This is a genomic window from Streptomyces sp. SID13031 (assembly GCF_010548305.1).
GTDB lineage: Bacteria > Actinomycetota > Actinomycetes > Propionibacteriales > Kribbellaceae > Kribbella.
Map to the genome: position 1 here is coordinate 158,051 of NZ_JAAGLV010000008.1, position 24,781 is coordinate 182,831.

Annotated in this window: 22 protein-coding genes; 12 read left to right on the forward strand and 10 right to left on the reverse strand. The window is 68.1% G+C overall.

Features of this window, described 5'->3' with window-relative positions; genetic code table 11:
• Positions 1-123: 123 nt before the first annotated feature.
• Positions 124-972, reverse strand: coding sequence for a type I methionyl aminopeptidase (gene map / locus G3I17_RS17795; RefSeq protein WP_164597575.1), 849 nt, complete (start codon positions 970-972; stop codon positions 124-126).
• A gap of 53 nt (positions 973-1,025) precedes the next feature.
• Between map and G3I17_RS17800 the strand changes: the two genes are divergently transcribed.
• Positions 1,026-1,214 (forward strand): hypothetical protein, encoded by a 189-nt coding sequence (locus tag G3I17_RS17800; protein ID WP_164597577.1) that lies wholly within the window; start codon positions 1,026-1,028, stop codon positions 1,212-1,214.
• A gap of 90 nt (positions 1,215-1,304) precedes the next feature.
• Here the strand turns inward: G3I17_RS17800 and G3I17_RS17805 are convergent, their stop codons facing one another.
• The gene (locus G3I17_RS17805) at positions 1,305-1,925 is read right to left on the reverse strand and encodes a histone H1-like repetitive region-containing protein (RefSeq protein WP_203590377.1); all 621 of its coding nucleotides are present in this window, start codon (positions 1,923-1,925) and stop codon (positions 1,305-1,307) included.
• 313 nt (positions 1,926-2,238) lie between these two features.
• Here G3I17_RS17805 and G3I17_RS17810 point away from each other — a divergent pair, with 313 nt between their 5' ends.
• The gene (locus tag G3I17_RS17810; protein ID WP_164597581.1) at positions 2,239-2,976 is read left to right on the forward strand and encodes a helical backbone metal receptor; all 738 of its coding nucleotides are present in this window, start codon (positions 2,239-2,241) and stop codon (positions 2,974-2,976) included.
• Positions 2,977-3,039: 63 nt separating this feature from the next.
• A complete protein-coding gene (locus G3I17_RS17815; RefSeq protein WP_164597355.1) occupies positions 3,040-3,216 on the forward strand; it encodes a hypothetical protein in 177 nt (58 codons plus the stop codon).
• A gap of 59 nt (positions 3,217-3,275) precedes the next feature.
• Here G3I17_RS17815 and G3I17_RS17820 read toward each other — a convergent pair whose 3' ends face one another.
• A complete protein-coding gene (locus G3I17_RS17820) occupies positions 3,276-3,779 on the reverse strand; it encodes an NUDIX domain-containing protein (protein WP_164597583.1) in 504 nt (167 codons plus the stop codon).
• 119 nt (positions 3,780-3,898) lie between these two features.
• On the opposite strand from G3I17_RS17820, the gene G3I17_RS17825 reads away from it, so the two are divergent.
• Positions 3,899-4,813, forward strand: a complete 915-nt coding sequence (locus G3I17_RS17825; protein WP_164597585.1) for an aldo/keto reductase — start codon at positions 3,899-3,901, stop codon at positions 4,811-4,813.
• Positions 4,814-4,817: 4 nt separating this feature from the next.
• Here the strand turns inward: G3I17_RS17825 and panB are convergent, their stop codons facing one another.
• Together panB and G3I17_RS17835 are read right to left on the reverse strand one after the other, a co-directional pair.
• Positions 4,818-5,699, reverse strand: a complete 882-nt coding sequence (gene panB / locus G3I17_RS40830) for a 3-methyl-2-oxobutanoate hydroxymethyltransferase (RefSeq protein ID WP_343238346.1) — start codon at positions 5,697-5,699, stop codon at positions 4,818-4,820.
• Between the two features lie 1,889 nt (positions 5,700-7,588).
• A complete protein-coding gene (locus tag G3I17_RS17835; protein ID WP_164597587.1) occupies positions 7,589-9,376 on the reverse strand; it encodes an NAD+ synthase in 1,788 nt (595 codons plus the stop codon).
• Positions 9,377-9,546: 170 nt separating this feature from the next.
• Here G3I17_RS17835 and G3I17_RS17840 point away from each other — a divergent pair, with 170 nt between their 5' ends.
• Positions 9,547-10,731: a DUF418 domain-containing protein gene (locus tag G3I17_RS17840; protein WP_343238341.1), complete on the forward strand. Its 1,185-nt coding sequence runs from the start codon at positions 9,547-9,549 to the stop codon at positions 10,729-10,731.
• On the opposite strand, the gene G3I17_RS17845 is transcribed toward G3I17_RS17840, so the two are convergent.
• Together G3I17_RS17845 and G3I17_RS17850 are read right to left on the reverse strand one after the other, a co-directional pair.
• Entirely contained in the window at positions 10,710-11,072 is a 363-nt protein-coding gene (locus G3I17_RS17845) for a nuclear transport factor 2 family protein (protein WP_164597591.1), read from the reverse strand. The genes G3I17_RS17840 and G3I17_RS17845 overlap by 22 nt on opposite strands.
• Positions 11,073-11,081: 9 nt before the next feature.
• Positions 11,082-11,657: a dienelactone hydrolase family protein gene (locus G3I17_RS17850; RefSeq protein WP_164597593.1), complete on the reverse strand. Its 576-nt coding sequence runs from the start codon at positions 11,655-11,657 to the stop codon at positions 11,082-11,084.
• Between the two features lie 67 nt (positions 11,658-11,724).
• Between G3I17_RS17850 and G3I17_RS17855 the strand changes: the two genes are divergently transcribed.
• The 3 genes from G3I17_RS17855 (at position 11,725) to G3I17_RS17865 (ending at position 13,914) form a co-directional block, all read left to right on the forward strand.
• On the forward strand, positions 11,725-12,297 hold the full coding sequence (locus G3I17_RS17855) for a winged helix-turn-helix domain-containing protein (protein WP_164597595.1): 573 nt from the start codon (positions 11,725-11,727) through the stop codon (positions 12,295-12,297).
• A gap of 187 nt (positions 12,298-12,484) precedes the next feature.
• Positions 12,485-12,958: a hypothetical protein gene (locus G3I17_RS17860; protein WP_203590378.1), complete on the forward strand. Its 474-nt coding sequence runs from the start codon at positions 12,485-12,487 to the stop codon at positions 12,956-12,958.
• Positions 12,955-13,914: an HTTM domain-containing protein gene (locus tag G3I17_RS17865; RefSeq protein WP_203590379.1), complete on the forward strand. Its 960-nt coding sequence runs from the start codon at positions 12,955-12,957 to the stop codon at positions 13,912-13,914. Before G3I17_RS17860 ends, G3I17_RS17865 begins: the two co-directional genes overlap by 4 nt.
• On the opposite strand, the gene G3I17_RS17870 is transcribed toward G3I17_RS17865, so the two are convergent.
• Both G3I17_RS17870 and G3I17_RS17875 read right to left on the reverse strand, forming a co-directional pair.
• Complete coding sequence (locus G3I17_RS17870) at positions 13,840-14,244, reverse strand: hypothetical protein (RefSeq protein WP_164597599.1); 405 nt, start codon at positions 14,242-14,244, stop codon at positions 13,840-13,842. The two genes, G3I17_RS17865 and G3I17_RS17870, sit on opposite strands and share 75 nt — an antisense overlap.
• Before the next feature lie 17 nt (positions 14,245-14,261).
• Positions 14,262-14,657: a DUF393 domain-containing protein gene (locus G3I17_RS17875; RefSeq protein ID WP_343238342.1), complete on the reverse strand. Its 396-nt coding sequence runs from the start codon at positions 14,655-14,657 to the stop codon at positions 14,262-14,264.
• Positions 14,658-14,788: 131 nt separating this feature from the next.
• On the opposite strand from G3I17_RS17875, the gene G3I17_RS17880 reads away from it, so the two are divergent.
• The 3 genes from G3I17_RS17880 to G3I17_RS17890 all read left to right on the forward strand — a co-directional run bounded on the left by G3I17_RS17880 (position 14,789) and on the right by G3I17_RS17890 (position 20,970).
• Positions 14,789-16,129, forward strand: a complete 1,341-nt coding sequence (locus G3I17_RS17880) for a glutamine synthetase family protein (RefSeq protein WP_164597601.1) — start codon at positions 14,789-14,791, stop codon at positions 16,127-16,129.
• A 132-nt stretch (positions 16,130-16,261) separates the two neighbouring features.
• On the forward strand, positions 16,262-17,341 hold the full coding sequence (locus tag G3I17_RS17885) for a HupE/UreJ family protein (protein ID WP_164597603.1): 1,080 nt from the start codon (positions 16,262-16,264) through the stop codon (positions 17,339-17,341).
• Entirely contained in the window at positions 17,338-20,970 is a 3,633-nt protein-coding gene (locus tag G3I17_RS17890) for a PQQ-binding-like beta-propeller repeat protein (RefSeq protein WP_164597605.1), read from the forward strand. Before G3I17_RS17885 ends, G3I17_RS17890 begins: the two co-directional genes overlap by 4 nt.
• Positions 20,971-21,039: 69 nt before the next feature.
• On the opposite strand, the gene G3I17_RS17895 is transcribed toward G3I17_RS17890, so the two are convergent.
• A complete protein-coding gene (locus tag G3I17_RS17895) occupies positions 21,040-21,513 on the reverse strand; it encodes a hypothetical protein (protein ID WP_164597607.1) in 474 nt (157 codons plus the stop codon).
• Positions 21,514-21,725: 212 nt separating this feature from the next.
• On the opposite strand from G3I17_RS17895, the gene G3I17_RS17900 reads away from it, so the two are divergent.
• Positions 21,726-24,728 carry a bifunctional [glutamine synthetase] adenylyltransferase/[glutamine synthetase]-adenylyl-L-tyrosine phosphorylase gene (locus G3I17_RS17900; protein WP_164597609.1) on the forward strand — a complete coding sequence of 1,001 codons (3,003 nt, stop codon included), beginning with the start codon at positions 21,726-21,728 and terminating at the stop codon, positions 24,726-24,728.
• Positions 24,729-24,781 lie beyond the last annotated feature (53 nt).

The window sequence follows — 24,781 nt, forward strand, 5'->3', positions numbered from 1 at the left end:
CCCCTCAAACGGGGCGGATGGACGATGGGGGCCGGGAGGCTCGGCCAGTTCTCGGCCTCGCAGAGAGTCAGCACACCAGGGAGGTGCGCTCGCTCGTACTACGTGGTCGTCACAGCAGCGTGGTTACGGCAGGGTGAGGACTTCGGCGCCGGTGTCGGTGACGAGCAGGGTGTGCTCGAACTGGGCGGTGCGCGACTTGTCCTTGGTGGTCGCGGTCCAGCCGTCGTCCCACAGGTCGTAGTCGTAGCTGCCCAGGGTGAGCATCGGCTCGATCGTGAATGTCATCCCGGGCTCGATCACGTCGTCGAAACGCTCATCGTCGTAGTGCGGGATGATCAGCCCGGAGTGGAACGCGGTCGCGATCCCGTGCCCGGTGAAGTCGCGGACGACGCCGTAGCCGAAGCGTTTCGCGTACGACTCGATCACCCGGCCGATGATGCTTACCTGACGGCCCGGCTTGACCGCCTTGATGCCGCGGTTCAGCGCCTCGCGGGTGCGTTCGACCAGCAGCCGGCTCTCCTCGTCGACGTCGCCGACCAGGAAGGTCGCGTTGGTGTCGCCGTGCACGCCGTCGAGGAAGGCGGTGATGTCCACGTTCACGATGTCGCCGTCCTCCAGCGGGCGGTCGTCCGGGATGCCGTGGCAGATCACCTCGTTGACCGAGGTACACAGGGACTTCGGGTAGCCGCGGTAGCCCAGCGTCGACGGGTAGGCGTTGCGCTCGACCAGGTAGTCGTGGCCGACCGCGTCCAGCTCGTCGGTGGTGACACCGGGCTTCGCGGCGGCGCCGACTGCCTCGAGTGCCCGCGCGGCGAGGGTGCTGGCGACGCGCATCTTCTCGACGAGTTCGGGCGACGTCACGAAAGACCCGTCGTACGGCGTCGGTGCGGGCTTGTCGACGTACTCGGGACGGGGAATGGAAGCGGGTACCGGACGGCGAGGCGAGATGATGCCAGGAGTGAGAAGCGACATGGTGAGATCATTCTAGTGAGCCGTTAAAACACTTCAGGAGGTGGTCAGCCCTAATGAGCGACGATCACAGCAACGAGTGGTACTACAACACCAAGACCGGCAAGGTCGAGCCGTACCAGGGCGAGAAGTCCGGCGACCGGCTCGGACCGTACAGCTCCCCGGAGGAAGCGGCCCGGGCGCTGGAGAAGGTCCAGGAACGCAACGAGAGCTGGGACAACGACCCGAAGTGGAATGACGACTGAGCAGTTGCCGCTGAATCATCGGCAGCCGGTATGACCGAAGGGCACCACCGTCGCGGTGGTGCCCTTCGGTTTGTACTGCGCTGACAGTCGTCAGGCCTTCTTCGCGGCGGCCTTGCGCGCCGGTGCCTTCCGCGCCGTCGTCGCCCGCTTGGCGACGGCCGGACGCGCGGGTGCCTTCTTGGCGGCGACCTTGCGGGCCGGAGCCTTCTTCGCGGCGACCTTGCGGACCGGAGCCTTCTTGGCCGCGACCTTCCGGGCCGGTGCCTTCTTGGCGGCGACCTTCTTCGCGGGAGCCTTCTTCGCGACGGTCTTCTTCGCCGGCGCCTTCTTGGCCGGGGCCTTCTTCGCGACGGTCTTCTTGGCGACCGTCTTCTTCGCGGTCACCTTCTTCGCCGGGGCCTTCTTGGCGACCGTCTTCTTGGCGGTCACCTTCTTGGCCGGGGCCTTCTTCGCGACCGTCTTCTTGGCCGGCGCCTTCTTGGCAACGGTCTTCTTGGCGACCGTCTTCTTCGCCGGCGCCTTCTTCGCGGCGACCTTCGTGGCCGGTGCCTTCTTCGCCGCTGTCACCTTCTTCGCCGGTGCCTTCTTGGCCGCGGTGACCTTACGTGCAGTGGTCGTCTTCGCGGCGCTGGCCTTCTTGGCGACGGTCTTCTTGGCGGGAGAAGCCTTTTTGGCTGTCGCCTTCCCTGCGGCTGCCTTTGTGGCTGGCACTCTGCCTCCTTGGTGCGCTGAGGAAAACCACGGTGGATTCCTCGTCGTCATGATGATGACAACACTTGTGCCGTACGTAAAGCACCCGAAACGTCTGCACGTTAAGGCGTCCCGGAGTTCAATCGCGGTGTTATGTCCGAAAACCCTTGCAGAGTTGGGTTTTCACCGTTGCGGTAGCCTGCCGGACAGCGCCAAAGAAATGTTGGCGACACGCGCGCAAACTTGCCGCGCTCGCGTCGAATCGGTGTGCTTTCGGCACAGTGTTGTCATCGGCAACGTCTGCGCGAGGGCCTCGCAAAGAGGAGGAGAACGCATGCGGGACGACCTCGGATCGGTTGTCGGTCTGCCGTCACGAGTACGTCGTGTGGTCAGCATCGTGCCGTCTTTGACGGAGGCGATCGCGACGTCGCACGCGCACCTTCTCGTCGGCGCGACCGATTGGTGCACGCATCCCGCCGACCTCGACGTGACGCGCGTTCGCGGTACGAAGAACCCCGACCTCGAACTCATTCGCGAACTCGCGCCCGACGTCGTGATCGCGAACGAAGAAGAGAATCGCGGCGCCGATCTCGCCGCGTTGCGCAGTAGTGGACTAGCCGTCTGGGTGACCGCGCCGACCACCGTCGAGCAATCACTGAACTCACTGGAACGAATGCTCGGCGCAGTCACCGGCGAAGTGCCGCAGTGGCTCGAGCGAGCGCGCGCAGTGTGGAGTACGCCGTACGCCGGACCGCGCCGGCGAGCGCTGATTCCGATCTGGCGGCGGCCGTGGATGGCGTTGGGCCGGGACACCTTCGCGGGCGATCTGTTGCAAAGACTGGGCGTCGACAATGTGCTCGCACAATCACCCGAGCGCTATCCGAAAGTCGACCTGGCGGCGTTACCGGAGTACGACCTGGTGGTGCTCCCGGATGAGCCTTATGCGTTCTCGCCCGACGACGGACCGGAGGCTTTCGAGCGGCCCGCGTTTAACGTCAGCGGGCGTCATCTGACCTGGTACGGGCCGTCGCTGGTCGAGGCGCGGGCGATGCTGACCGAACAGCTGACGTGACCTGCGACACGATGATTGCGCTGTCAGGTAGACGGTTAGGCCAGCCTCACCTACTCTTACGGCGTGCCGTCGATGACCGCGAAGAAGAAGTGCTGCAAGGACAAGCCGAGGTGCAAGAAGTGCCCGGTTGTCCTCAAGCGGCTGTCCGATGCAGGCTGCGCCGAGCGCCTCGACCTGCGGCACTACGTCGTGGACAAGAAACTGCCGAAGAAGCTCCTCAAGCAGGTCCGCGCTCGCTGAGGCCTGCCCGCTGAGGCCCGCGCTGTGCGGCCCGCGCTCTGCGGCACGGGCCGCCGGGGTCAGGACGCCTCGCGCTCGCGGTACCGGATCGCCTCGACCGCCCGCCGGAGCAGGTCGGGGATCGTGCTGTGCGCGGCCTGACCGGTCGCCTCCAGCTCGTCGGGATGCCACCAGCCGTGCGCGCTGATCGTCTCCAGCTCGAGCTGCTCCTGGTTGGCGAAGCTCACCTCGACGGTGTCCACGCCGACCGCGAAGAACGTCTGGTGCTGGATGATCGGGCAGCCGCCCCACTCGAACTCGATCGTGTTCGTCGCCACCGGCGCACCGAGCTGCTCGGCCGGCCAGACGATGCCGACCTCCTCGCGCAGTTCGCGGCTGCCGGCCTGCTCGACCGTCTCGCCCGCCTCGACGCCACCGCCGATCGTGAACCAGTACGGCGTCTGCGGTTTCAGCGGGTCCCAGCCGTGCAGCAGTAACACCTTGCCGTCCGGGCGGACAGGCAGGACGCGGGCCGTCGTACGCCGGACGACGGTGCCGGGCGGTGGCAGGCGGGGATCAGTCACACCTCAAAACGCTAGACGACACCGCCCGTACTGCGACGCGTCGCGCGGCGCGTCTCGTCAGTGCGTCCCAAATGCGGGGACATGGCAACTGCTGTTGGGTGCGGTGAGACGATCGAGCTATGACTGCACGCATCGGCCTCGGACTCGCCGCACTCGGGCGGCCGGGGTACATCAATCTCGGCCATGACCAGGATCTCCCGCCGGGCTGTGAGGTCGAGGATCTCCGCCGCCGGACGCATGAGCTGCTGGAGCAGGCGTGGCGGGCCGGCGTCCGGTATTTCGACGCGGCGCGTTCGTATGGTTTGGCCGAAACGTTCCTGGGGGAGTGGCTGACGCCCGAGCGACGCAGCCAGCTCACCATCGGGTCGAAGTGGGGCTACACCTACGTCGCCGACTGGCGGCACGACGCGGACACGCACGAGGTGAAGGACCACTCGCTCGGGACGTTCGAAAGGCAGTGGCCCGAGACGGTGCAGGCGCTCGGCAGCGCGCCTGACTTCTACTTGGTGCACAGCCTCACGTCAGACAGTCCGGCGCTCGACGACGCGAAGTTGCTCGATCGTCTGCGTGAGCTGGCTGACAGCGGAGTACGGGTCGGCCTGTCGACGAGCGGACCGCGGCAGGCAGAGACGTTGCGCAAGGCACTCTCCCTGGCTCAGTCTCTGGACGGCCCTTTCACGGCGGTCCAGTCCACTTGGAACGTGCTCGAGCCGTCCGCTGGTCCCGCGCTGGCCGAGGCGCACGACGCGGGCTGGTTCGTCGTGGTGAAGGAAGCGGTGGCCAACGGCCGGCTCACCGCGAAGGCGGGCGAGACGCCCTTCAATGCCTTCGCAGCCCAGCACCAGCTAGCCCCCGACTCGCTGGCCATCGGTGCCGCAGCCGCCCAGCCGTGGGCCGACATCGTCCTGAGCGGCGCGACGACCGCCGAGCAACTCGAGAGCAACCTGGCCCCCGTAGTACAAGGGCCCCTGGTCGAGTTCGTCCAGGAGCCCTACGAGTACTGGTCGGAGCGTTCAGCCCTGCCTTGGATCTGAAGCGCTAGAAGGTGTGTTCGTCGGCCGGGAAGCTACCGGCGGTGACTTCGGCGGCGAAAGTGGTGGCGGCGTTGGTGAGGATGCCGCGCAGGTCGGCGTACTGCTTGACGAAGCGCGGCATCTGACCTGACCGCATCCCGGCCATGTCCTGCCAGACGAGCACCTGGGCGTCGGTGTCGCGGCCGGCGCCGATGCCGATCGTCGGGATCGAGATGCGCTTGGTGATCTCCGCGGAGACGTCGCCCGGCACCATCTCGAGGACCACCGAGAAGGCACCGGCCTCAGCCAGCGCGACCGCGTCGTCGATCAGCGCGGCCGCCTGGTCGCCGCGGCCTTGCACGCGGTAGCCGCCGATCGTGTGCTCGCTCTGCGGGGTGAAGCCGATGTGGGCCATCACCGGGATCCCGGACTGGGTCAGCTTCTCCACCGCCGGTACGACGGTCCGCCCGCCCTCCAGCTTCACCGCGTGCACGCCCGCCTCCTTCATGAACCGGACTGCGGTGTGGAAGGCCTGCTCGGGCGATGCCTGGTACGAACCGAACGGCAGGTCGGCGACGACCAGCGCTCGCTCGACGGCGCCCGCGACCGCCCGCGAAAGCGGGATCAGCTCGTCGACGGTGACGCGCAGAGTCGACTCGTAGCCGAAGACGTTGTTCGCGGCGGAGTCGCCGACCAGCAGCACCGGGATGCCGGCCTGGTCGAAGATCTCAGCGGTGTACTGGTCGTAGGCGGTCAGCATCGCCCACTTTTCGCCGCGGTTCTTCATGTCCCGCAGATGATGGATCCGGTACCGCCGTGGACGCTTGCTCGCGTCCGCCGGCGTACTGCTCCCGCCTGGTGAACCTAGTGCGGAGCCACCGGCGTCTCCGCCGATGCTGTTGCTCACGGTGCTCGGCTTGCCCGCGTCCTTGGGCGTGGTGGTCTCTGCGGACGTCTCAGCCTTCGCAGGCGATGCCCCTGCTCGGCGGGCACGGTGAGAGCTCACGGGTGTCTCAGGCACTTGACTCGGCGCGTCCTGCTGTACGTCGGCCCGCCGCCGCGCGCCTGCAGTGCGTTGCGGGTTCTCCGGCTCGCTCTCCTGCAAGGAGCCGGTGGAGGAGGGCGCAGCGCTCAGCGGGGCGTTGCTCTCGTACTCCGCGGACGGGTCCGACGGGTAGCCATTGGCGGAACTGGACGCACTGGCAGGAGGTGCCGACGCAGGCGTCGGCGCACTACCGGTCCAGCCAGTCGGGCCCTGGCCACCAGGTCCAGGCCGATGTGCGGGGCCGGCCTGGCCTTGGTTGCCCTGGCCCTGGTTGCTCTGGCCGCCTTGGCTGCCTGGTGCGGTCGGGTTCTGGTTACCGGCCGTCGAGCTGTTGCCCGGTGCGGGGGCAGGACCCTGCAACGGACCACCGGCGGCCGAGTTGCCCAGTGGAAGGCTGGTGGCGCCGGTGGTACCGAGCCCATTGGAACCGCCGAGACCATTGGGGGAGCGCAGCCCGTTCGAGCCCGGGCCCGCCGGCGGTCCGGCGGGGCCTGGCGGCGGTGTAGGTGCCGACAGGCCGTTGGAGCCCGCCGGGCGTGACTCGGGACCGGCTTGGGTCCAGCCGTTGCTCGACGGAGTGCCGTTGGAGCTGTGCGGGGCAAGGCCGTTTCCTGCCGGGCCAGGGGCGCCGGGGCGCGGTGCTTGCCCACCTGGGCCGGCGCCTGGCGGAGTACCGGGACCTGGTTGTCCTGGACGGTTCGGCGGGGGACCGCTGGTGCCGTTGCGCCCGGCACCGAACGGGCTCTGCTGCTGCGGCGGCCCCGGCGGCGGCTGCTGGCGGGGGAACGGAGGCTGCTCGGCAAAGCCCCGCTCCTGATACCGCTCCTGCTGCTGCCGCTCCAACGCCTGCCGCTCCTGCGCAGCACGTTCTTGCGCCGCACGCTCTTGCGCAGCGCGTTCTTGTACGACGCGTTCCTGCGCGGCCCGCTCTTGGGCAGCCCGCTCTTGCGCGACGCGTTCTTGGGTTGCCCGCTCTTGCGCCGCGCGCTCCTGGGCAACTCGCTCCTGAGTCGCGCGCTCCTGCGCGGCTCGCTCGCTGGCCTCCTGTGCGGCACGTGCCTGCGCTGCCCGTTCCAGAGTCGCCCGCTCCAGAGCGACGCGCTCTTGCGCAGCACGCTCTTGCGCGGCCCGCTCCTGGGCGGCGCGGTCTTCGGCCGGGCGCTCCTGGTACGGCGGTCGTGGTGCGAACGGTGAGGACTGCTCGTACCCACCGGACTCCCGCTCGCCCCATGGCGGCGAGTCGCCGTACGACGCCGGGTCGGCGACCTCCTGCTGGTACCCACCGGGGGCGTAATCGCGCTCCGGCAGGAACGGCGGCTTCGGTACATACGGCTGCTGCGGCACCGGGCCGCGCTCGTACGACCTCGGGGCGTTCGGCAGCGACGGCGCGGGGTCGAGCCCGTCCAGCGAGGGCGAACGCTCGCGCCAGCCGCCGTCGCCGGAGCGTTCGGCGTACCCATAGTCCGAGCGGTGCTGATCCTCGGTTGTCCGGTTCTTCGGTCCGGTCCCGTACGGCGCCGGCAGCTCGTCGTCGGCGTCGCCGTTGGTACCGGCCGACATGAAGTTGTCAACCATGGGCTCATCGTCCCACCGTTGCTCAGGGTGAGCGCTACCGGTCGACGCTGAGGGATCGCTCACACCTGACGCGTCAGGCTTCTGGGGTGCGGGCACGCTGAAGGCATCCGCCTGATCGGGATCCTCGGGCGGGAAGAACGGGCTGTCGTTGAACGGGCGGTTTCGCCAAGAGCCACTCAGGTCTCCGTCACCCCTCTACTGACCGCACGGTCCGCGTCCTCACGCCATGCGTTGGTGATCGGCAGTCGCCGGTCCCGGCCGAAGGCCTTGTGGGTGATCTTCGGGCCCGGGGGATACTGCCGCCGCTTGTACTCCGCCTTGTCGACCAGCTGGATCACCTTGCTGACCAGCTCGGTGTCGAAGCCGGCGGCCACCAGCTCCGCCGTCCCCCGATCCTGTTCGACGTAGTCGTCGAGCATGTCGTCCAGCAGTTCGTACGGCGGCAACGAGTCGGTGTCGACCTGGCCCGGCCGAAGCTCGGCCGACGGCGGCTTGGCGATCGCGTTCTCCGGGATCGGCGGCTGCTGGCCGCGTTCCTTCGCGTTCGCGTTGCGCCACTTCGCCAGCCGCCAGACCACCGTCTTCGGCACGTCCTTCAGCGGCGCGTAACCGCCGACCGCGTCGCCGTAGATGGTCGTGTAGCCGACGGACAGCTCGGATTTGTTGCCACAGGCAAGCACCAGGTGGCCGTCGGCGTTCGACAGGCCCATCCAGACCACCGCGCGGACGCGGGCCTGCAGGTTCTCCTCGGCCAGCCCGGTCAGCCCGAGGGTGTCCAGGAACGGCTGCACCATCGGCTGGATCGGTATCACCCGGTAGTTCAGCCCGGTCCGGGCGGCGAGCTCGGCGGCGTCGTTCTTGGAGTGGTCGCTGGAGTAGACGCTCGGGTTCGAGATGCCGAACACGTGCTCGGCGCCGATCGCGTCGCAGGCGAGCGCGGCGACCAGCGACGAGTCGATGCCACCCGACAGCCCGAGCAGGACCGACTTGAAGCCGTTCTTCCGGACGTAGTCGCGCAACCCGAGCACGACGGCGCCGTACATCTCGGCCTCGTCCGACAGCCGCGGCGCCAAGGCGGTGGCGATCGGCTCGTACTGCGGCAGCGGCTCCTCGTGCAGCACGGTGTGCTCGATCCGGATGCCCTCATGCTCGCCACTCGGCGTACCGGTCGCGGCGGGCAGGTCCAGGTCGACGACCATGCTGCCCTGCTCGAACTGCGGCGCCCGCGCGAACACCTTGCCCTGGGCATCGGCGATCAGCGAGTCGCCGTCGAAGACGAGCTCGTCCTGGCCGCCGACGAGGTTCACATACGCCAGCGAACAGCCGGCCTCGCGCGCTCGCCGGGTGACGAGCTCACCGCGGACGTCGTCCTTGTTGGCCTCGAACGGCGAACTGTTCACGACGAGCAGCAGCCCCGCACCGGCCGCGCGGGTCGCTGCCACCGGGCCGCCGTCCTGCCAGAGGTCCTCGCAGATCACCAGGGCGACGTCGACGCCGTGGATCCGGATCACCTGCAGGCTGTCACCGGGGACGAAGTGCCGGAACTCGTCGAAGACGCCGTAGTTCGGCAGGTGGTGCTTCACCGCCGACGTGACCACTTCACCGCGATGGAGCACCGCGGCCGAGTTCGTCGGCGAACCCTTCGGCCGGCCGAGCCGGTCGACACCCATCGCCGTACCGGAGGCGCGGTCGAGGTAGCCGACGACGACCACGATCTCGCCGAGGCCTTCCTCGGCCAGTCGTTGCGCGAGGCTCTTGATCTTGGCCTGCGAAGCTGCCACGAACGACGCCCGCAGCGCGAGATCCTCGACCGGGTACCCGGTCAGCGCGAGCTCGGGAAAGGCCACCACATGGGCGCCCCGCTCAACGGCGTTCCTGGTCCAGGTGACGACTTTCTCGGCATTGCCGTCGACATCACCGACCGTCACGTTGAGCTGAGCAAGAGCAACCCGAAGCTGAGGCACGGCAGCACCCTACTGGGTACCGGTCCACCCATCGCGGACCTGACCGAAATCGTGGAGGCGACTTTACGCAGGGCCTGACGGTACGAAGGGCCTGACGGTTCATCCGAAGGTTGGCCGGCTGCCTACTTAGGGAAGCTGCCGGTGGGAAGGGTCGGCGGTTGAGTAGGGGAGTGACCTCACTTCACCCTGGAACGGCTCCTGGCGGACCGACCGAACTGCGGGCCCGGGCACTCGGGCCGGATCTCGCCCGCGGGTTCATGCTGCTGTTCATCGCGCTCGCCAACTCGCACTACTTCATCCAGGGGTCGTCGATCCTCGGTGGCTTTCCGCAGGACGGGTCGGTGGTCGACCGCGGCTTCATCCTGCTCATCGCGACCTTCGTGGACGGGCGGGCGTTCCCGCTGTTCGGGTTGCTCTTCGGGTACGGCGTGGCGCAGATCGCGCGGCGGCAGGCGGAGATCGGGCGTGATCCGCGGGCGGTCCGGCGGGTGCTCTGGCGGCGAAGTCTCTTCCTCGTGGTGGTCGGCCTGATCGACGGCCTGCTGTTCTACGTCGGCGACATCCTGGGGGCGTACGGCGTGCTGCTCTTCCTAGGCGTCTGGGCGATTCGCTGGAAGGACCGCTGGGTGCTGCTGGTCGCGCTGCTTTTCTTCGCGCTGAACGCGATGCCCGGTGACGGTTCGCTGGCGATCAGTGCGGACGGTCCCGATGTCACGATGCTCCCGCCGGATCTGCTCACCGCGCTGGGGAAGCGGGCCCTCCTCTCCCCGTTCATCGCGCTGCTCGGCCCGATCGGTTTCTTCGCCCCGTTCCTGATCGGGGTGTGGGCCGGCCGGCGCCGCATCCTCGAGCAGCCGGAGAAGCACCGCAGGCTGCTGACCTGGACCGCCGTCGTGGGCGTCACCGCGTCGACCGTCGGCGCCCTGCCGGTGTCGCTGATGCTGGCCGGTATCACCGGCAAGCCGAGCGCCGGCGTACTGCACCTTGTCGGCCCGCTGCACGACGCGTCGGGCGTACTGGGTGGCTTCGGCTATGCGGCGCTGATCTCACTCATCTCGCTGCGGATCGGTCGCGAGCACGGCCGGCTGGGCAACGGCCGGTTGGCTCAAGCCGTGTCCGCGGTCGGCCAGCGGTCGCTCAGTTGCTACCTGGTCCAGTCGGTCGTCTGGATGGTTGCCTTCACGCCGTACCTCGCTGGGCTGGCCGACGACCTGACCGTCACGACGACGGCCCTGCTCGCGACCGCGACCTGGCTGACCACCGTCGGGCTCGCCTACTGGATGCACCTGCGGTCGTACCGCGGACCGATGGAGATCCTGGTTCGCAGATTCACCTACGGCAGGTCCGCGGCCTGAATCTCGGCGGTGTAGGAGGTGATCGTGGTCAGGAAGCCCTCGGTGAACTCGTAGACGTCGCAGGAGCGGACGATGGAGGCGTTCCACTTGGCGTCGACGTACTTCGCGACCGAGTCGATGGCGACGGCGTCCGGGCCGGCGATCGTCTTGAAGCGAAGGAACTGCGTCGTCGTCCGCGCCAGCTGGCCGAGCGACTGCTCGCACGCCGCGCGCACCTGGTCGATCCCTTCGAGCCGGGCGGCCCCGACCAGCGTCCACTCCACCTCGGGATGCAGGAACTCGTAGATCTCCCGGAACTGATGACTCGAGAAAGCCTCAGCCACCTGCTGAATCGTCGCCATCCGCTGATGCTAGCGCGCCAGAAACTCCAGTACCCGGGTCTTGAGAAGGGTCGCCGCGGCCTCGTCGTAGGCCGGGAGCGAGGAGTCGGTGAAGAGATGCTCCTTGCCCGGGTAGAGGAAGAGTTCGGCGTCGGAGGTGGAGGCCACCAGCGCCTTCGCCGAGTCGAGGTCGCCGTCCTCCTCGATGAAGAACGGGTCCTGCTCCATCGCGTGCACCTGGACCGGAACGCCCGCCGGCCAGGCCTCGCTGAACTCCGAGACCGGGAGGCAGCCGTGCAGGAACAGCGCGCCCCGGGCACCGGCACGGGTCTGCGCAAGCTGCTGGGCGGGGATCACGCCGAGCGAGAAGCCCGCGTAGAACAGCCCGTCGCCGAGCTCTCCCTCCCCGAGTGCCTCGGCGGCCGCGATCGCGCCGAAGCCGGTCGCCTTCGCGTAGTCCAGACCCTCGTCGAGGGTGTCGAAGACGTTGCCCTCGTAGGAGTCGGGGAGGTGGACGGTGTGGCCCGCCTGCCGCAGCTCCCCGGCGAAGGTCCGTACTCCTTCGGTCAGCCCCTGCGCGTGGTGGAACAACACGATCTCGGCCATCGTCAGCTCTCTTCCGGTGAATGATCCAATAATCTCGAACGTTCCGCGATGTTAGTCTGATTCGACCATGGCGATCAACCCCCAGGTCCCGGACTACGAGCTCGAGGACACCATCGAGCTCACCACCGCCGAGCAGGTGAAGGCGATCAGCGACCCGCTCCGAACGTCGATCCTGCAGCTCCTGCACGAGCGGGCCGCGACCGTGACCGAGCTGGCGGCCGCGGTGAAGCGGCCGAAGAGCACGGTCGCGCACCACGTCAACGTGCTCGCCGACGCCGGCTTGCTGCGCGTCGTCCGGACCCGCCGCGTCCGGGCGATCGAGGAGCGGTACTACGGCCGCGCCGCGCGGATGTTCTACTACGGACTCGGCCGGACCACCGGAGAGCTGGACTTCAACGACTTCGAGGTCGCGGCGAAGGAATCCGGCGCCGCCTACGACGCGGGCCAGCTGCGCTCCTTCATCCGGCACGCGCGGGTTCCGGACGAACGGATCGGGGAGTTCTGGGAGCGGATCCAGGAGTTGATCCACGAGTTCGACAAACTCCCACGCTCCGGCGACACGACCTACGGTTTCGTAGTCGGCGCCTACCCAATGACCGACTACCCGATGCTGCCGCCGCCAGCCGACACCCCGGCCTGATCCCTGGCCCTACCCCTAACCGACTCATCATCGGTCCCTTGTTTCACTCCGGCGACGACTTACTTGCGGCGCAGGTAGGCCGTCGCCGGAGTGAAACAAGGGACCGATGATGAGTCGGCTGGGGGTAGGGGTGAGCGGGGTGGTGGCGGTTAGGGGTGAGCGGCTTGGGTGTGTAATGGCGGGCGTGGTGACGAAGCAACCGGTCCGGACTGGGGATGTCCGGCTGGGAACACTGGGCAAGAGCATTCGGGTCGTGGTGGCACTGGTCGGGATCGGCCTGCTGATCAACGGGTCGGTGCGCGCGAGTGACGATGCCTGGCCGTTCGGGCCGATGTCGCAGTACGCCGGATCGGTCGCCGACGACGCGTCGATCACCTACACCCGGATCAGCGCGCAGACCGACGCCGGTACGACGGTCGACGTACCGCTCAACATCGAGGGCGCCGGCGTCGCCCGGGCCGAGATCGAGGCGCGGACCGGCGAGATCGTGAAGGACCCGTCCCTGCTGCAGGCGGTCGCCGACGGCTGGGCGCGCAAACACCCCGGCAAACCGAAGTACGTGAAGCTCGAGCTGATCCGTGACACCACCACGCTGGTCGACGGCCGGGTCAAGAACGATCCGGTGCCCGAGGTGCTGGCGACCTGGCAGGTGCGGAAGTGACCAAAGTCGTTGATTGGTTCACTCCCAAGATCGCTCTCGCCCGGATCGCGTGGCTGCGGACGATCCTCTATCTGTTCGTCATCCTCGACATGCACGCGTTCGTCCGCGACACCCGGCTCAAGGGCGAGCACCCCGGCCTGTACCAGCCGCTCCTGCTGGCCCGGCTCCTCGACCTCCCGAAGCCGTCCGTCGCCAACACGACCACCCTGTACGTCGTACTGCTCGTGTTCTGCGTGATCGGTGCGAGCAACCGGCTGCCCAGGCTGGCCGGCTGGATCGTCGCGCCGGCCTTCACCTGGTGGGTGCTGATCGGGATGAGCGACGGCAAGGTCGACCACGACCACCTCGCCCTCGTCGTCGCGCTCTGGGTGATGCCCACCGTTGCCCCGAGGGCCAAGGGGTGGAACAGGAGCTGGCGCCGCGAGGTCTCGCCGTATGCCGACCAGACCCGGTCCGAGGCCGCCGGCTGGGCGATCCGGTGCATCCAGCTCGGCGTCATCTCGACGTACTTCCTGTCCTCGATCGCCAAGCTGCGCGGCGCGGGCTGGACGCTCGCCTGGCCGGGCAGCGCGATCCTGACCTGGGCGATCGTGCGCCGGCCGCACCCGGTCGGGGAGTGGCTGCTGCACTACCCGTGGATGCTGCACGTGATGCAGTGGGTCGGCATCATCGGGGAGTTCTGCTCGCCGGTGATCCTCTGGCTCAAGGGTCGCTGGCAGCTGATGGGGGCGCTGTTCTTCATCGGCTTCCACGTCGCGAACACGGCGATCCTGCTGATCCACTTCCTGCCGACCGTCGTCTGCTGGCTGGCGTTCGCGCCGCTGGAGCGGATCGTGCCGTGGTTCCAGAGTCGCCGGTCCGGGGAGCGGGCCGAGCGCGGGTCAGACAGCGACGCCCGAGAGGCCGAAGAAGAGCCCGAAAAGGGCCGGCAGGCCAAGCAGCAGGCCGGCGCGTAGCCGGAACCGGCGCCCGCCCGGGCCCGGCGTGCGGACGACGCGGGACAGCACCGCACCGGCGTACCCGAAGATCAGGGCGGCGAGCAGGATCTGCTTGGTCGGCAGTCCGGCGTCGGAGTGCGTCAGCCCGAGGGTGACGAGGCCGGGGCAGCAGAACGCGAACATGCCGAAGCCCAGCTCCGGGATCGGTAGCCAGCGCCGCCCGAGCACATCCAGCTCGGCCGGGCGTCGGCGTTGGACCGATCGGACGAAGCGGCCCGTGCTGAGCAGCAGATCACTGACACAGAGGATCGCAGCGAGGATCAGCGCCACCTGGAAGATCGTCTGCACCAGAGGAGACTAGGGCCTTAAGGCTCTTTATGGGGAGGGAGGGCGCAGGCTGGCGTGCCGCCGGGCATCTTCTCCCGGTTGTTCGCGATCAGCCGGTAGACGCCCGCCGCGACCCAGCGGATCGGTGGGAGCGTGATCATCACTCCGAGTGGTCGCCACAGGCTCCCGCTGTGGATGAGCCAGCGGGCGAACGCCTGCGCGCCGCCGTGGATCGTCCCCGCCTGATCCACCCACAAGACCTCGTACTGCGCCCGCTCGGCCGTCGTCCCGTACGCCGGCAGGTCGGTGAACTGCCAAGGCTCGACCGGCACCGCGCCGCCGAGCCGGCGCTGCAGCCAGCGCGCGCTCGTCGTACAGAAGGCGCAGTCGCCGTCGAAGATCAGAATCGGCCTGTCGTGGATGCTGTCGGGCACGGCACCAACCTACTGCGAGGCTGAATGCGCACGATGTCTCCTCGAACACGTAACGTCTGCTTAACACGCCCGAGGCAGACTGTGTGAGGCCTTGCAATCAGACGCTTGAAGCAGGAGAGGTGGACTCGCCGATGGACAAGCAGCAGGAGTTCGTGCTGCGCGCGCTCGAGGAGCGCGACGTACGTTTCGTGCGGCTCTGGTTCACCGATGTGCTCGGGTTCCTCAAGTCGGTGGCGGTGGCACCGGCCGAGCTGGAGGGCGCCTTTGCCGAGGGGATCGGGTTCGACGGCTCGGCGATCGAGGGCTTCGCCCGGGTGACCGAGGCGGACATGCTGGCCAAGCCGGACCCGTCGACGTTCCAGATCCTGCCCTGGCGGGGCGAGACGATGGGCACCGCGCGGATGTTCTGCGATATCAACATGCCCGACGGCTCGGCCTCCTTCGCCGACCCGCGGCATGTGCTGAAGCGGACCCTGTCGAAGGCGGCCGACCTCGGCTTCACCTTCTACACCCACCCCGAGATCGAGTTCTACCTGTTCAAGTCGCTGACCGGCGCGCCCGGGACGTACCCCGTACCGGTCGACTCGTCCGGCTACTTCGACCACACCCCGCAGGGCATCGGCAACGACTTCCGCCGCGAGGCGATCACGATGCTCGAGTCGATGGGGATCTCGGTCGAGTTCAGCCACCACGAGGGTGGACCGGGCCAGCAGGAGATCGACCTGCGGTACGCCGACGCGCTGAGCACCGCCGACAACATCATGACCTTCCGGGTGGTGGTGAAGGAGGTCGCGCTCTCGCAGGGCATCTACGCCTCCTTCATGCCGAAGCCGCTGAGCGAGCACCCGGGCTCGGGCATGCACACCCACATGTCGCTGTTCGAGGGCGACCGGAACGCGTTCTTCGAGGGCGGCGCGCAGTACGGGCTGTCCAAGACCGGACGCGCGTTCATCGCCGGGCTGCTGCAGCACGCGGCCGAGATCACCGCGGTGACGAACCAGTGGGTGAACTCGTACAAGCGGCTCGCCGTCGGCGACGAGGCGCCCTCGTTCATCTCGTGGGGCCACAACAACCGCTCCGCGCTGGTCCGGGTGCCGATGTACAAGCCGCACAAGGGCCAGTCCTCGCGGGTCGAGTTCCGGTCGCTGGATTCGGCGGCGAACCCGTACCTGGCGTTCGCGCTGATGCTCGCGGCCGGGCTGAAGGGCATCGAAGAGGGGTACGAGCTGCCTCGCGAGGTCGAAGAGGACGTCTGGTCGCTGACCAGCCGCGAGCGCAAGGCACTCGGTATCAAGCCGCTGCCGAGCAGCCTGGCCGAAGCCATCTCGGTGATGGAGGACAGTGAACTCGTCGCCGAGACGCTCGGTGAGCACGTCTTCGACTTCTTCCTGCGCAACAAGCGGGTCGAGTGGCAGGACTACCGCAAGCAGGTCACCCCGTTCGAGCTGAACAAGCTGCTGCCGGTTCTGTAACCGCGCCGGCGCTCTGGAGTAGTGGCTATCTGCGATCCGATCGCAGATAGTTACTACTCGCCGCGCTAGGGCGGTAAATAGTTTCCTGCGGCGACACCTAATGGCCGTCCGGGCCGCGTGAGATGTCGTCTCATGCGGCGATGGCTGGTGTTCTCCGGACTGGTGATGTTCCTGTTCGGCTGTGGGGTGACCACGGCCGATGCGCACGTGATCGCCTCGACGGGCTACTCGACAGTCAGCCAGGACGGCTCGCGGGTGAACTACCTGCTCAGCCTCGAGTACGCCGTACTGGCGCGCGCGGTCGATCTCGGTGCGCCGACCGAGGACGACGCCGGCCGCGAGGACGCCCTGGAGGCAGCCCGGCCGAGGCTCGCGGAGTACCTCGACGAGCGACTGGTCGTCTCGCTCGACGGCGCCGCCTGTGAACCCGAGCTGGCCGGTACGTCGATCGCGACCCGGGCCACCAAGCCGTACGCCGATCTCGCGCTGACCTTCTCCTGCCCGGGCTCGACCGGCTCGTTCCACCTGCTCTACAAGGTGTTCCAGGACTCCGACGCCGTCGCCGACGACCACACCAACCTGGTCGAGTACCACTTCGGCGACCGTACCGGCCGGACCGTCTTCGACCGCAGCCATCACGACTTCACCATCGGCGACGACTCGATGATGACGTCGAGCCTGCAGTTCGGCCGGATGGGCGTGAAGCACATCCTGCTCGGCCTCGACCACGTTCTTTTCGTGATCGCGCTGATCATCGGCGCGCAGAGTTTCAAGAGCCTGCTCCAGGTCACCTCGACCTTCACGCTCGCGCACAGCGTCACGCTGATCTCCACCCTGCTCGGCGGGATCGCCGTGCCCGCGATCGTCGTCGAGCCGCTGATCGCGCTGTCGATCGCCTTCGTGGCGCTGGAGAATCTGCTCGGCGCCACCCGCCACCGCCTGCCGGTGGTCTTCGGATTCGGTCTTCTGCACGGACTCGGCTTCGCCGGTTCGCTGCGGATCACCGATGCGGTCAGCGGGGATCTGCTGGTCTCGTTGCTCAGCTTCAACGTCGGGATCGAGACCGGCCAGGCGATCTTGCTGGTCGCGGTCTTCCCGCTGCTTCTGCTGGTCCGCAAGAGCGGTTACGCGGTACCGGCGCAACGCGCGGCGACCGGGGTCGTCGCCGCCTTCGGGCTCTTCTGGTTCGTAGAAAGGTTCTTCTTGTCATGACTCCCCACAAGCCCCGCCTAGGCAAGTGGCACAAGATTCTGTACGGCGCGACGGCCGGCCTGGCCGTGCTGGTCGTCGGGGTGCCGCTCACCGGCGTCCTCGCCGATGCGGTCGACGGTCCCAGCGCCACCATCTCCGGCACCGTCTTCGACGACGAGGACAACGACGGCCGGATCGACAACCGCGAGAAGGGTCTGGCCGGCGTCAGCGTGTCGGACGGTCAGAAGACCGTGCTCACCGATGCGGCCGGGCACTACTCCTTCGACTCCGATATCGGGCGGCGTAGTACCGACCTGGTCTTCATCACCCAGCCGGCCGGCTACTCGGTCGGTACCGACGACACCATGCAGCCGAAGTTCTACCGCAACCTCGGCGCGCTGGCCGCCGGTTCGGCGAAGGCGGTCGACTTCGGGCTGCGCAAGGACAAGGCGTCGGCTTCGGGTGGCTTCACCTTCGGCAACGTCGCCGACCCGCATGTCAACGCGCAGCTGCCCGAGCAGATCACCGAGATCAACTCGACCCGCCAGGACCTGGCGTTCATCCAGGTCAGCGGCGACCTGACGAACAGCGCGACCGACGCGGAGTTCAACTACTACAAGGCGAGTACGGCCAACTCGAAGGTGCCGGTCTGGCCGGCCGTCGGCAACCACGAGTACGCCGCCGGCGCGACGTACGCGGACCGGATCGACAACTATCGCAAGCACGTCGGCCCGGAGTGGTACTCCTTCGACTACAGCGACCGGCACTTCCTGGTGCTGGAGAACAACGGCGCGGCGCCCTTCGCCGAGCAGCTCGAATGGGTCAAGGCCGACCTTGCCCAGAACGTGAAGAAGGGCAAGCACCTCGTCGTGCTGACCCACCAGCCGATGAACGTGCCGTTCGGGTCGCCGTCGGTCTACGACGAGTACGGCAAGGTGCTGGAGCAGTACGGCGCCGAGCTGATCCTGGTCGGCCACGAGCACTCCAACGATGTCGAGCCGAAGAGCGACTTCGCCGGTACCGCGAAGCACATCCAGACGGTGTCGAGCTCGTACACGATCGACAACTCGCCGCGCGGGTTCCGGTTCATCAACCTGGACAACAAGACCTTCGACAACCCGTTCCGGATCTACGGCGCGGAGAAGGACCTCACGATCGTGAGCCCGGCACCCGGTACCGCCGTACCGCTGGACAAGTTCCCGGGCATCCAGGTGAACGCCTACGACACCACCGACGCGCCCGTCAGCGCGCGGTACCGGGTTGACCGCGGGCACTGGTCGGATCTGCGATCGACGGGCGAGTTCACCTGGTACGCCGCGTTGCCGGCGGGCCTGAAGAAGCCGATCGGGCCGCATTCGGTCGAGGTCGAGGTCGAGGACGAGGACGGTGCTCGGTGGACCGCGACCTCGAACTTCACTTTCACCGCGGACAAGGCGATCGTGCCCGTCGCGGGCGCCGACTGGTCGCAGCATCACGGTGACGCCGCGCACGCGGGTGTCGCGACGGACGCGATCGAGGCGGGTCAGCGGCTCGCCTGGTCGTACCGGACCAAGGGCACCTTCCTGACCGGCTCGCCGGCGATCGTCGACGGCGTCGTGTACGCCGGGACGCGGGACGAGAACGGTGAGGGCAACAGCGCGGTCCATGCGGTGTCGCAGGCCACTGGGCAGGTGCTGTGGACGTACACGGTGCCGTCGTCGGTGCACGGAAGCATTGCCGTCGCCGACGGGCTCGTCTACGTGCCGACGTTGCGTGGCGTGCTGTTCGCTCTGGACGCCAAGACCGGCGCGCTGAAGTGGCGCAACGACCCGGGACCGGCGCCGGAGGGGAACAATCAGCGCACCTACGGGTACTACGGCGTAACGGTTGCTGATGGCAAGGTTCTCTTCCCGTACCAGACCCGCTTCGGCGAGGGCGCGGCCGGCATCGTGGTCGCGCTGGACGCCAAGACCGGCGAGCGGATCTGGGCTTCGCCGATGGCAGGCAACACGATGAGCGACGGTACGCCGGCGGTCGCCGACGGTCGCGTGTACGTCGGGAACCAGGACGGCAGCATCGTGATCGCCTACGACCTGGCGACCGGCAAGAAGCTGTGGACCGGCACGGACACCTTGGGTGGTTGGCAGGACGGCATCCCGTCGGCGGCCAACGGCAAGGTGTTCATCGGGTCGAACAACGGCATCGTGGCGCGTGATGGCGCGACCGGGGCCGTGGTGTGGAGCTACACGAGCTCGCACCCGTCGCTGGTCAGCAGCGGGGCGACTCCGGCTGCTGCGGCGATCAAGGGCAACACGGTCTACATGTCCTTCCCGAGTGGGGCGGTGACTGCTCTCAACGCGACGACGGGTGCTGTCATCTGGGATCAGTTGCTGCCTGGTTCGACGTACCGGGGTGGGTCGTTCACCTCGCCGGCGCTAGCGGGTTCCACACTGTTCGTCGGTGCCAACAGTGGTGGGTTCTATGCACTCGACGCCGGTACGGGTCAGCCGTTGTGGCAGCAGAACATCGGTACCTGGGTGTCGGCCGGTCCTGCGGTCAGCGGCAATACGGTGGTCGTCGGAGCGTTCGACGGCAACCTCTACGCCTTCACCCCGGGCGGTACTACGGCTGCGCGCTGGCCGGTTGTGACGGGCAAGGTGACTCAGAAGGCGACCGGTGCGCCGGCGGCCAACACGACTGTCAGCGTGGTGCGTGCCGGCTCGTCGATCGGCGCCAGCACGACCGATGCTGATGGCAACTACCGGCTCGCATTGCCGCAGGGGCCGGGGAAGTACACGATCCAGGTTGCGCAGCTGGGCTACGGCACCGCGGCGCGGGAGATCGAGGTCGGTGCCGGGGGAGCGGTCGAGGTGAACCTCGAGGTCTCGCCGGTGACCGTCGACGCGAGCATCGGCAAGCGGCTGCCGAGCGGCCTGGTCGAAGGTGGGCCGGGTGACATCGTGATCGAGAACAAGCACCTGGCGATGGCGATCGCGAAGGCCTACAACGATCCGCAGCTGAACCTGTCCACCACCGGCAAGGTGCTGGACCTGGCGATCACCGGTCAGCCGGACCAGCTCGACTGGATCAACCTGCCCTATGTGAGCACCGCCGAACCGCTCGGTGGCAACGCGTGGCAGCAGCTCCAGACGCGCTCGAACGACGTACAGATCGTCGAGAACACCGGTTCCAGGGCAGTCGTGCGGGTGACCGGGACCTCGACCGAGCACCCAGGTCTGAAGATCGTCACCACCTACACGGCGACTCCGGACGACCAGTTCATCACCGCGGCGACAACCTTCACCAACGACTCACCCGCCGCCCTCTCGGTCTGGGCCGGCGACGCCATTGACCACGACGGCCCCGGCTCCCGCTCGGCCGTCTCGGGCTTCCCGCCCGTCACCAGCGGCGGCCCGTTCAGCCAGAGTCCCACCGCGAATCGTTGGATCGCCCAGTCCGGCACGAGTCCGGACAACGAGACCTACGGGTTGATCTACAGCGCCGCGAGCGGCCCCTTCGTGGGCTACTCACAGAGCAACTTCACGATGAGCAAGTTCAAGCTGGACATCCCCGCAGGCGGCACCCACACCATCACCCGCAAGGTCGTGGCCGCCTCCAACGCAGGCGCGGCCGACAAATTCGCAGTACTGAACGCAATCCCCGCCGAGTAGAACGTTTACGTCCGAAGAACCGGAGGGACGTCAACGTCAGTTCTTCGGACGTAGGCGAGGAGGGCGGGGTTAGCCGGCGCGTTCGTGCGCGCTCCATCGAGCGGTTGCGGTGGAGTGGCGGTACGGCGCGTCGGCGTCTGCCGGTCGTACCGCTGTCAGGCCGGTGATGTCGGCCTGTGGGGCGGGCTCGACGACGGCGGTGCCGTCCGGGGCGAGGATATGGACCTCTTCCACCGTGAGCAGACCGACCGGGCGGACGCCTTCGGTGATCACCACGATGTTGCCGGGGATCACCTGCTGGGCCCGGTGGCCCTTCGGGGGGACCAGGATGCCTTCCGCCGGGGTGCGCCAGGCACCCGGTGCGAAGCGGCGGAGCGACAGCCCTGCCTGCCCGTCTTCGGCCGACCTCGGTGGGAGGTAGGCGGTTGCCGTGTAGTCGTAGTCGTAGTCCGGCTCGGGCGGCCCGGACACTCGCCCACCCTGCTGGGGCGTCAACCAGACCACCGTGCCCCGAACAGCGAGCGACCCCGTCATCATGACCATAACGAGCCATCATGCCGACTACAGCGCGAATATGCCAAGCCACTCCGTGTGTTGACCGCAATCGCACCGCAATCCGGTCGCGCGCCGCCCGAGATCTGCTGTGAAGTTGCTTTAAGTGCTCAGGCAGGAAGTACAGGTTTTGCGCGACCTGCTCGACACCCTCAACACGACGGCCGACATGGAGGAAGAGGCCCACCACTAGGCTGGCTCTCGTGGCGGAGGTACGGAGGGGTTCTGGGGCGGGACGGTTGGCGCGGGCCGGGTTCGCGGATTCGGCGCGGGCCGGGCGGATGCTCGACGAGCTGGACGCGCTGGATGCGCTGAGCGCGCCGGACGAGCACAGCCCGATGGCGAGCGATCAGCTGATCGCGTCGCTGTCGGAGTCGGCCGATCCCGATCTCGCACTGACCGGTCTGCTCGGGATGGCCGAGTCGTTGCACGCCAACGGCTTCGATCTCGCCGCCTTCGCGCGCACCCTCGACATGGACGGGGACTTCCGTCGCCGGCTGGTCTTCGTGCTCGGCGCGAGCGAGGCGTTCGGGCGGCACTTGAGTGTGCATCCAAGGCACTGGTACGACCTGGCCGATCCGGCGCTGGCGGCGGCCCGGCCGACGCCCGACGACGTCGCCGCCTGCCTCGCGACCGCTGTCGATGCCGACAACCCGGTGGACGCGTTGCGGGTGGAGTACCGGCGGTTGCTCTTACGGCTGGCATCGAGGGATCTGGCCGAAGGGCTGCTCGTCGACGAGACAGCCGCAGTACTGGCCGATCTTGCCGGTGGTGCGTTGGAGACGGCGTTGCGGATCGCGCGCAACGACTATTTCAAGGCCCACCCGAAGGCGGCCGACTGCCGGCTCGCGATTGTTGCCATGGGCAAGTGTGGCGGGCGTGAGCTGAACTATGTGAGCGACGTGGACGTGCTGTTCGTGGCCGAGCCGCTGGAAAGCGAGGCCGAGGCGCGGGCGCTGAAGACTGCGACCGCGCTGGCCTCGGCAACCATGCGCATCTGCTCGGCGCACACGGCCGAGGGCACACTGTGGCCGGTCGACGCGGCGCTCCGTCCGGAGGGCAAGGCGGGTCCGCTGGTGCGCACGGTCGACAGTCACCTCGCGTACTACCAACGCTGGGCGAAGACGTGGGAATTCCAGGCGCTGCTGAAGGCGCGGCCGGTGGCCGGCGATGCGGAGCTCGGCCGGGAGTACGCCGAGAAGACGCGCGAGCTGGTGTGGTCGGCGGCCGATCGCGAAGGCTTCGTCGGCGACGTCCAGGCGATGCGGCGGCGGGTGGTCGACCACATCCCCGCGGCCGACGCGGATCGGCAGTTGAAACTCGGTCCCGGTGGCTTGCGGGACGTGGAGTTCGCAGTACAGCTGCTGCAGTTGGTGCATGGGCGCAGCGACGAGTCGGTGCGGAGCGGGACGACGCTGGTCGCGCTCGAGCAGCTGACCGGCTCGGGATATGTGGGGCGGACCGACGGCGCAGTACTGGCTGATGCTTACCGGTTCCTGCGGTCGATGGAGCATCGGATCCAGCTGTACCGGTTGCGGCGTACGCATCAGGTTCCGGACGATGACGACGACCTGCGCCGGCTCGGGCGGTCGCTGGGGTTCACGAAGAACCCGATCGACGATCTGATGTCGGCTTGGAAGAAGCACGGGCTCGAAGTACGACGGCTGCACGAGAAGCTCTTCTACCGGCCGCTGCTGGCTGCGGTCGCGCGGATCCCCGGTGGCGAGGTGCGGCTCACGCCGGAGGCCGCCAGGCAACGGCTGACTGCGCTCGGGTACGCCGATCCGGCCTCGGCCCTGCGGCACATCGAGGCGTTGTCGGAGGGAGTTTCGCGACGGTCGTCGATCCAGCGGGCGTTGCTGCCGGCGATGCTCGGGTGGTTTGCCGAGTCGCCTGATCCCGACGCCGGGTTGCTGGCTTTCCGGACGATCTCCGATGCGCTTGGGTCGACTCCTTGGTACTTGCGTCAGTTGCGCGACGAGGGGGCGTCGGCCGAGCGGCTCGCGCACTTGCTCGCCAGTGGGCGGTACGCCGTGGATCTGTTGCAGCGGGCGCCTGAGGCGACGGCGATGCTCGCGGATGAGCGCGAGCTGGCTCCGCGGGCGCAGGAGTCGCTGCTGATCGAGATGTCTGCTGCTGGGCGGCGTCAGGATGAGCCGGCGGCGGCTGTCGCGGCGATTCGTGGGGCGCGGCGGCGGGAGCTGTTCCGGGTCGCGGCGTCGGATTTGTCCGGGTTGCTCGAGGTCGAGGCGGTGGGGGAGGCGCTCACGACGGTGTCGGTGGCGACCCTGACGGCTGCGCTCGAGGTTGCCCGGCGGACCGTGGCGAAGGGCGAGCCGGAGCCGACGCGGATGTCGATCGTCGCGATGGGGCGGTTCGGTGGCCACGAGTTGAGCTATGGCAGCGATGCCGACGTGATGTTCGTGCACGATCCGTTGCCGGGGGCATCGGAGAAGGCGGCGACGGACTTCGCCACCCAGGCTGCGACCGAGTTGCGGCGGTTGCTGGCGCTGCCCGGTGCTGATCCCGCGGTGGCGATCGACGCCGACCTGCGACCGGAGGGCCGGCAGGGGCCGTTGGTTCGCACACTCGCTTCTTATGCCACGTACTACGCACGCTGGTCGGCCGTGTGGGAGGCGCAGGCGTTGCTGCGCGCCGATCCGCTGTGTGGCGATTCCGAACTGTGCAAGGGGTTCCGTGAGCTGATCGACCCGCTGCGATACCCGGTGGGCGGGATCTCCGAGCGCGACGTGATGGAGATCCGCCGGATCAAGGCGCGCGTCGATGCCGAACGCCTGCCGCGCGGCGCCGACCCCGCGACCCACACCAAGCTCGGCCGCGGGGGACTGGCCGACATCGAGTGGACCGTCCAGCTCCTGCAGATGCGCTACGCCCACCGGATCGAGGGCCTCCGGACCACCCGCACGCTGGGCGCCCTCCGCGCCGCGGTCGACGTCGGCCTGGTGGACGCCCCGGATGCCGACGTCCTGAGCCGCGCCTGGGAAATGGCCACCCGGATCCGCAACGCGATCATGCTCGTCCGGGCCCGCCCGAGCGACTCCCTCCCACGCGACCCGCGCGACCTCGCCGCCGTAGCCCAGATCTGCGGCTACAACGCCGGCGAAACCAGCCGCTTCTCCGACGACTACCTCCGCCGAACCCGCCAGGCCCGCAACGTCGTCGACCGCCTCTTCTGGGGCGACTGACCACCTTTCAGAGGAGAGCGCGGAGCCAGGTGGTACAGCGATGGGGATGTCCC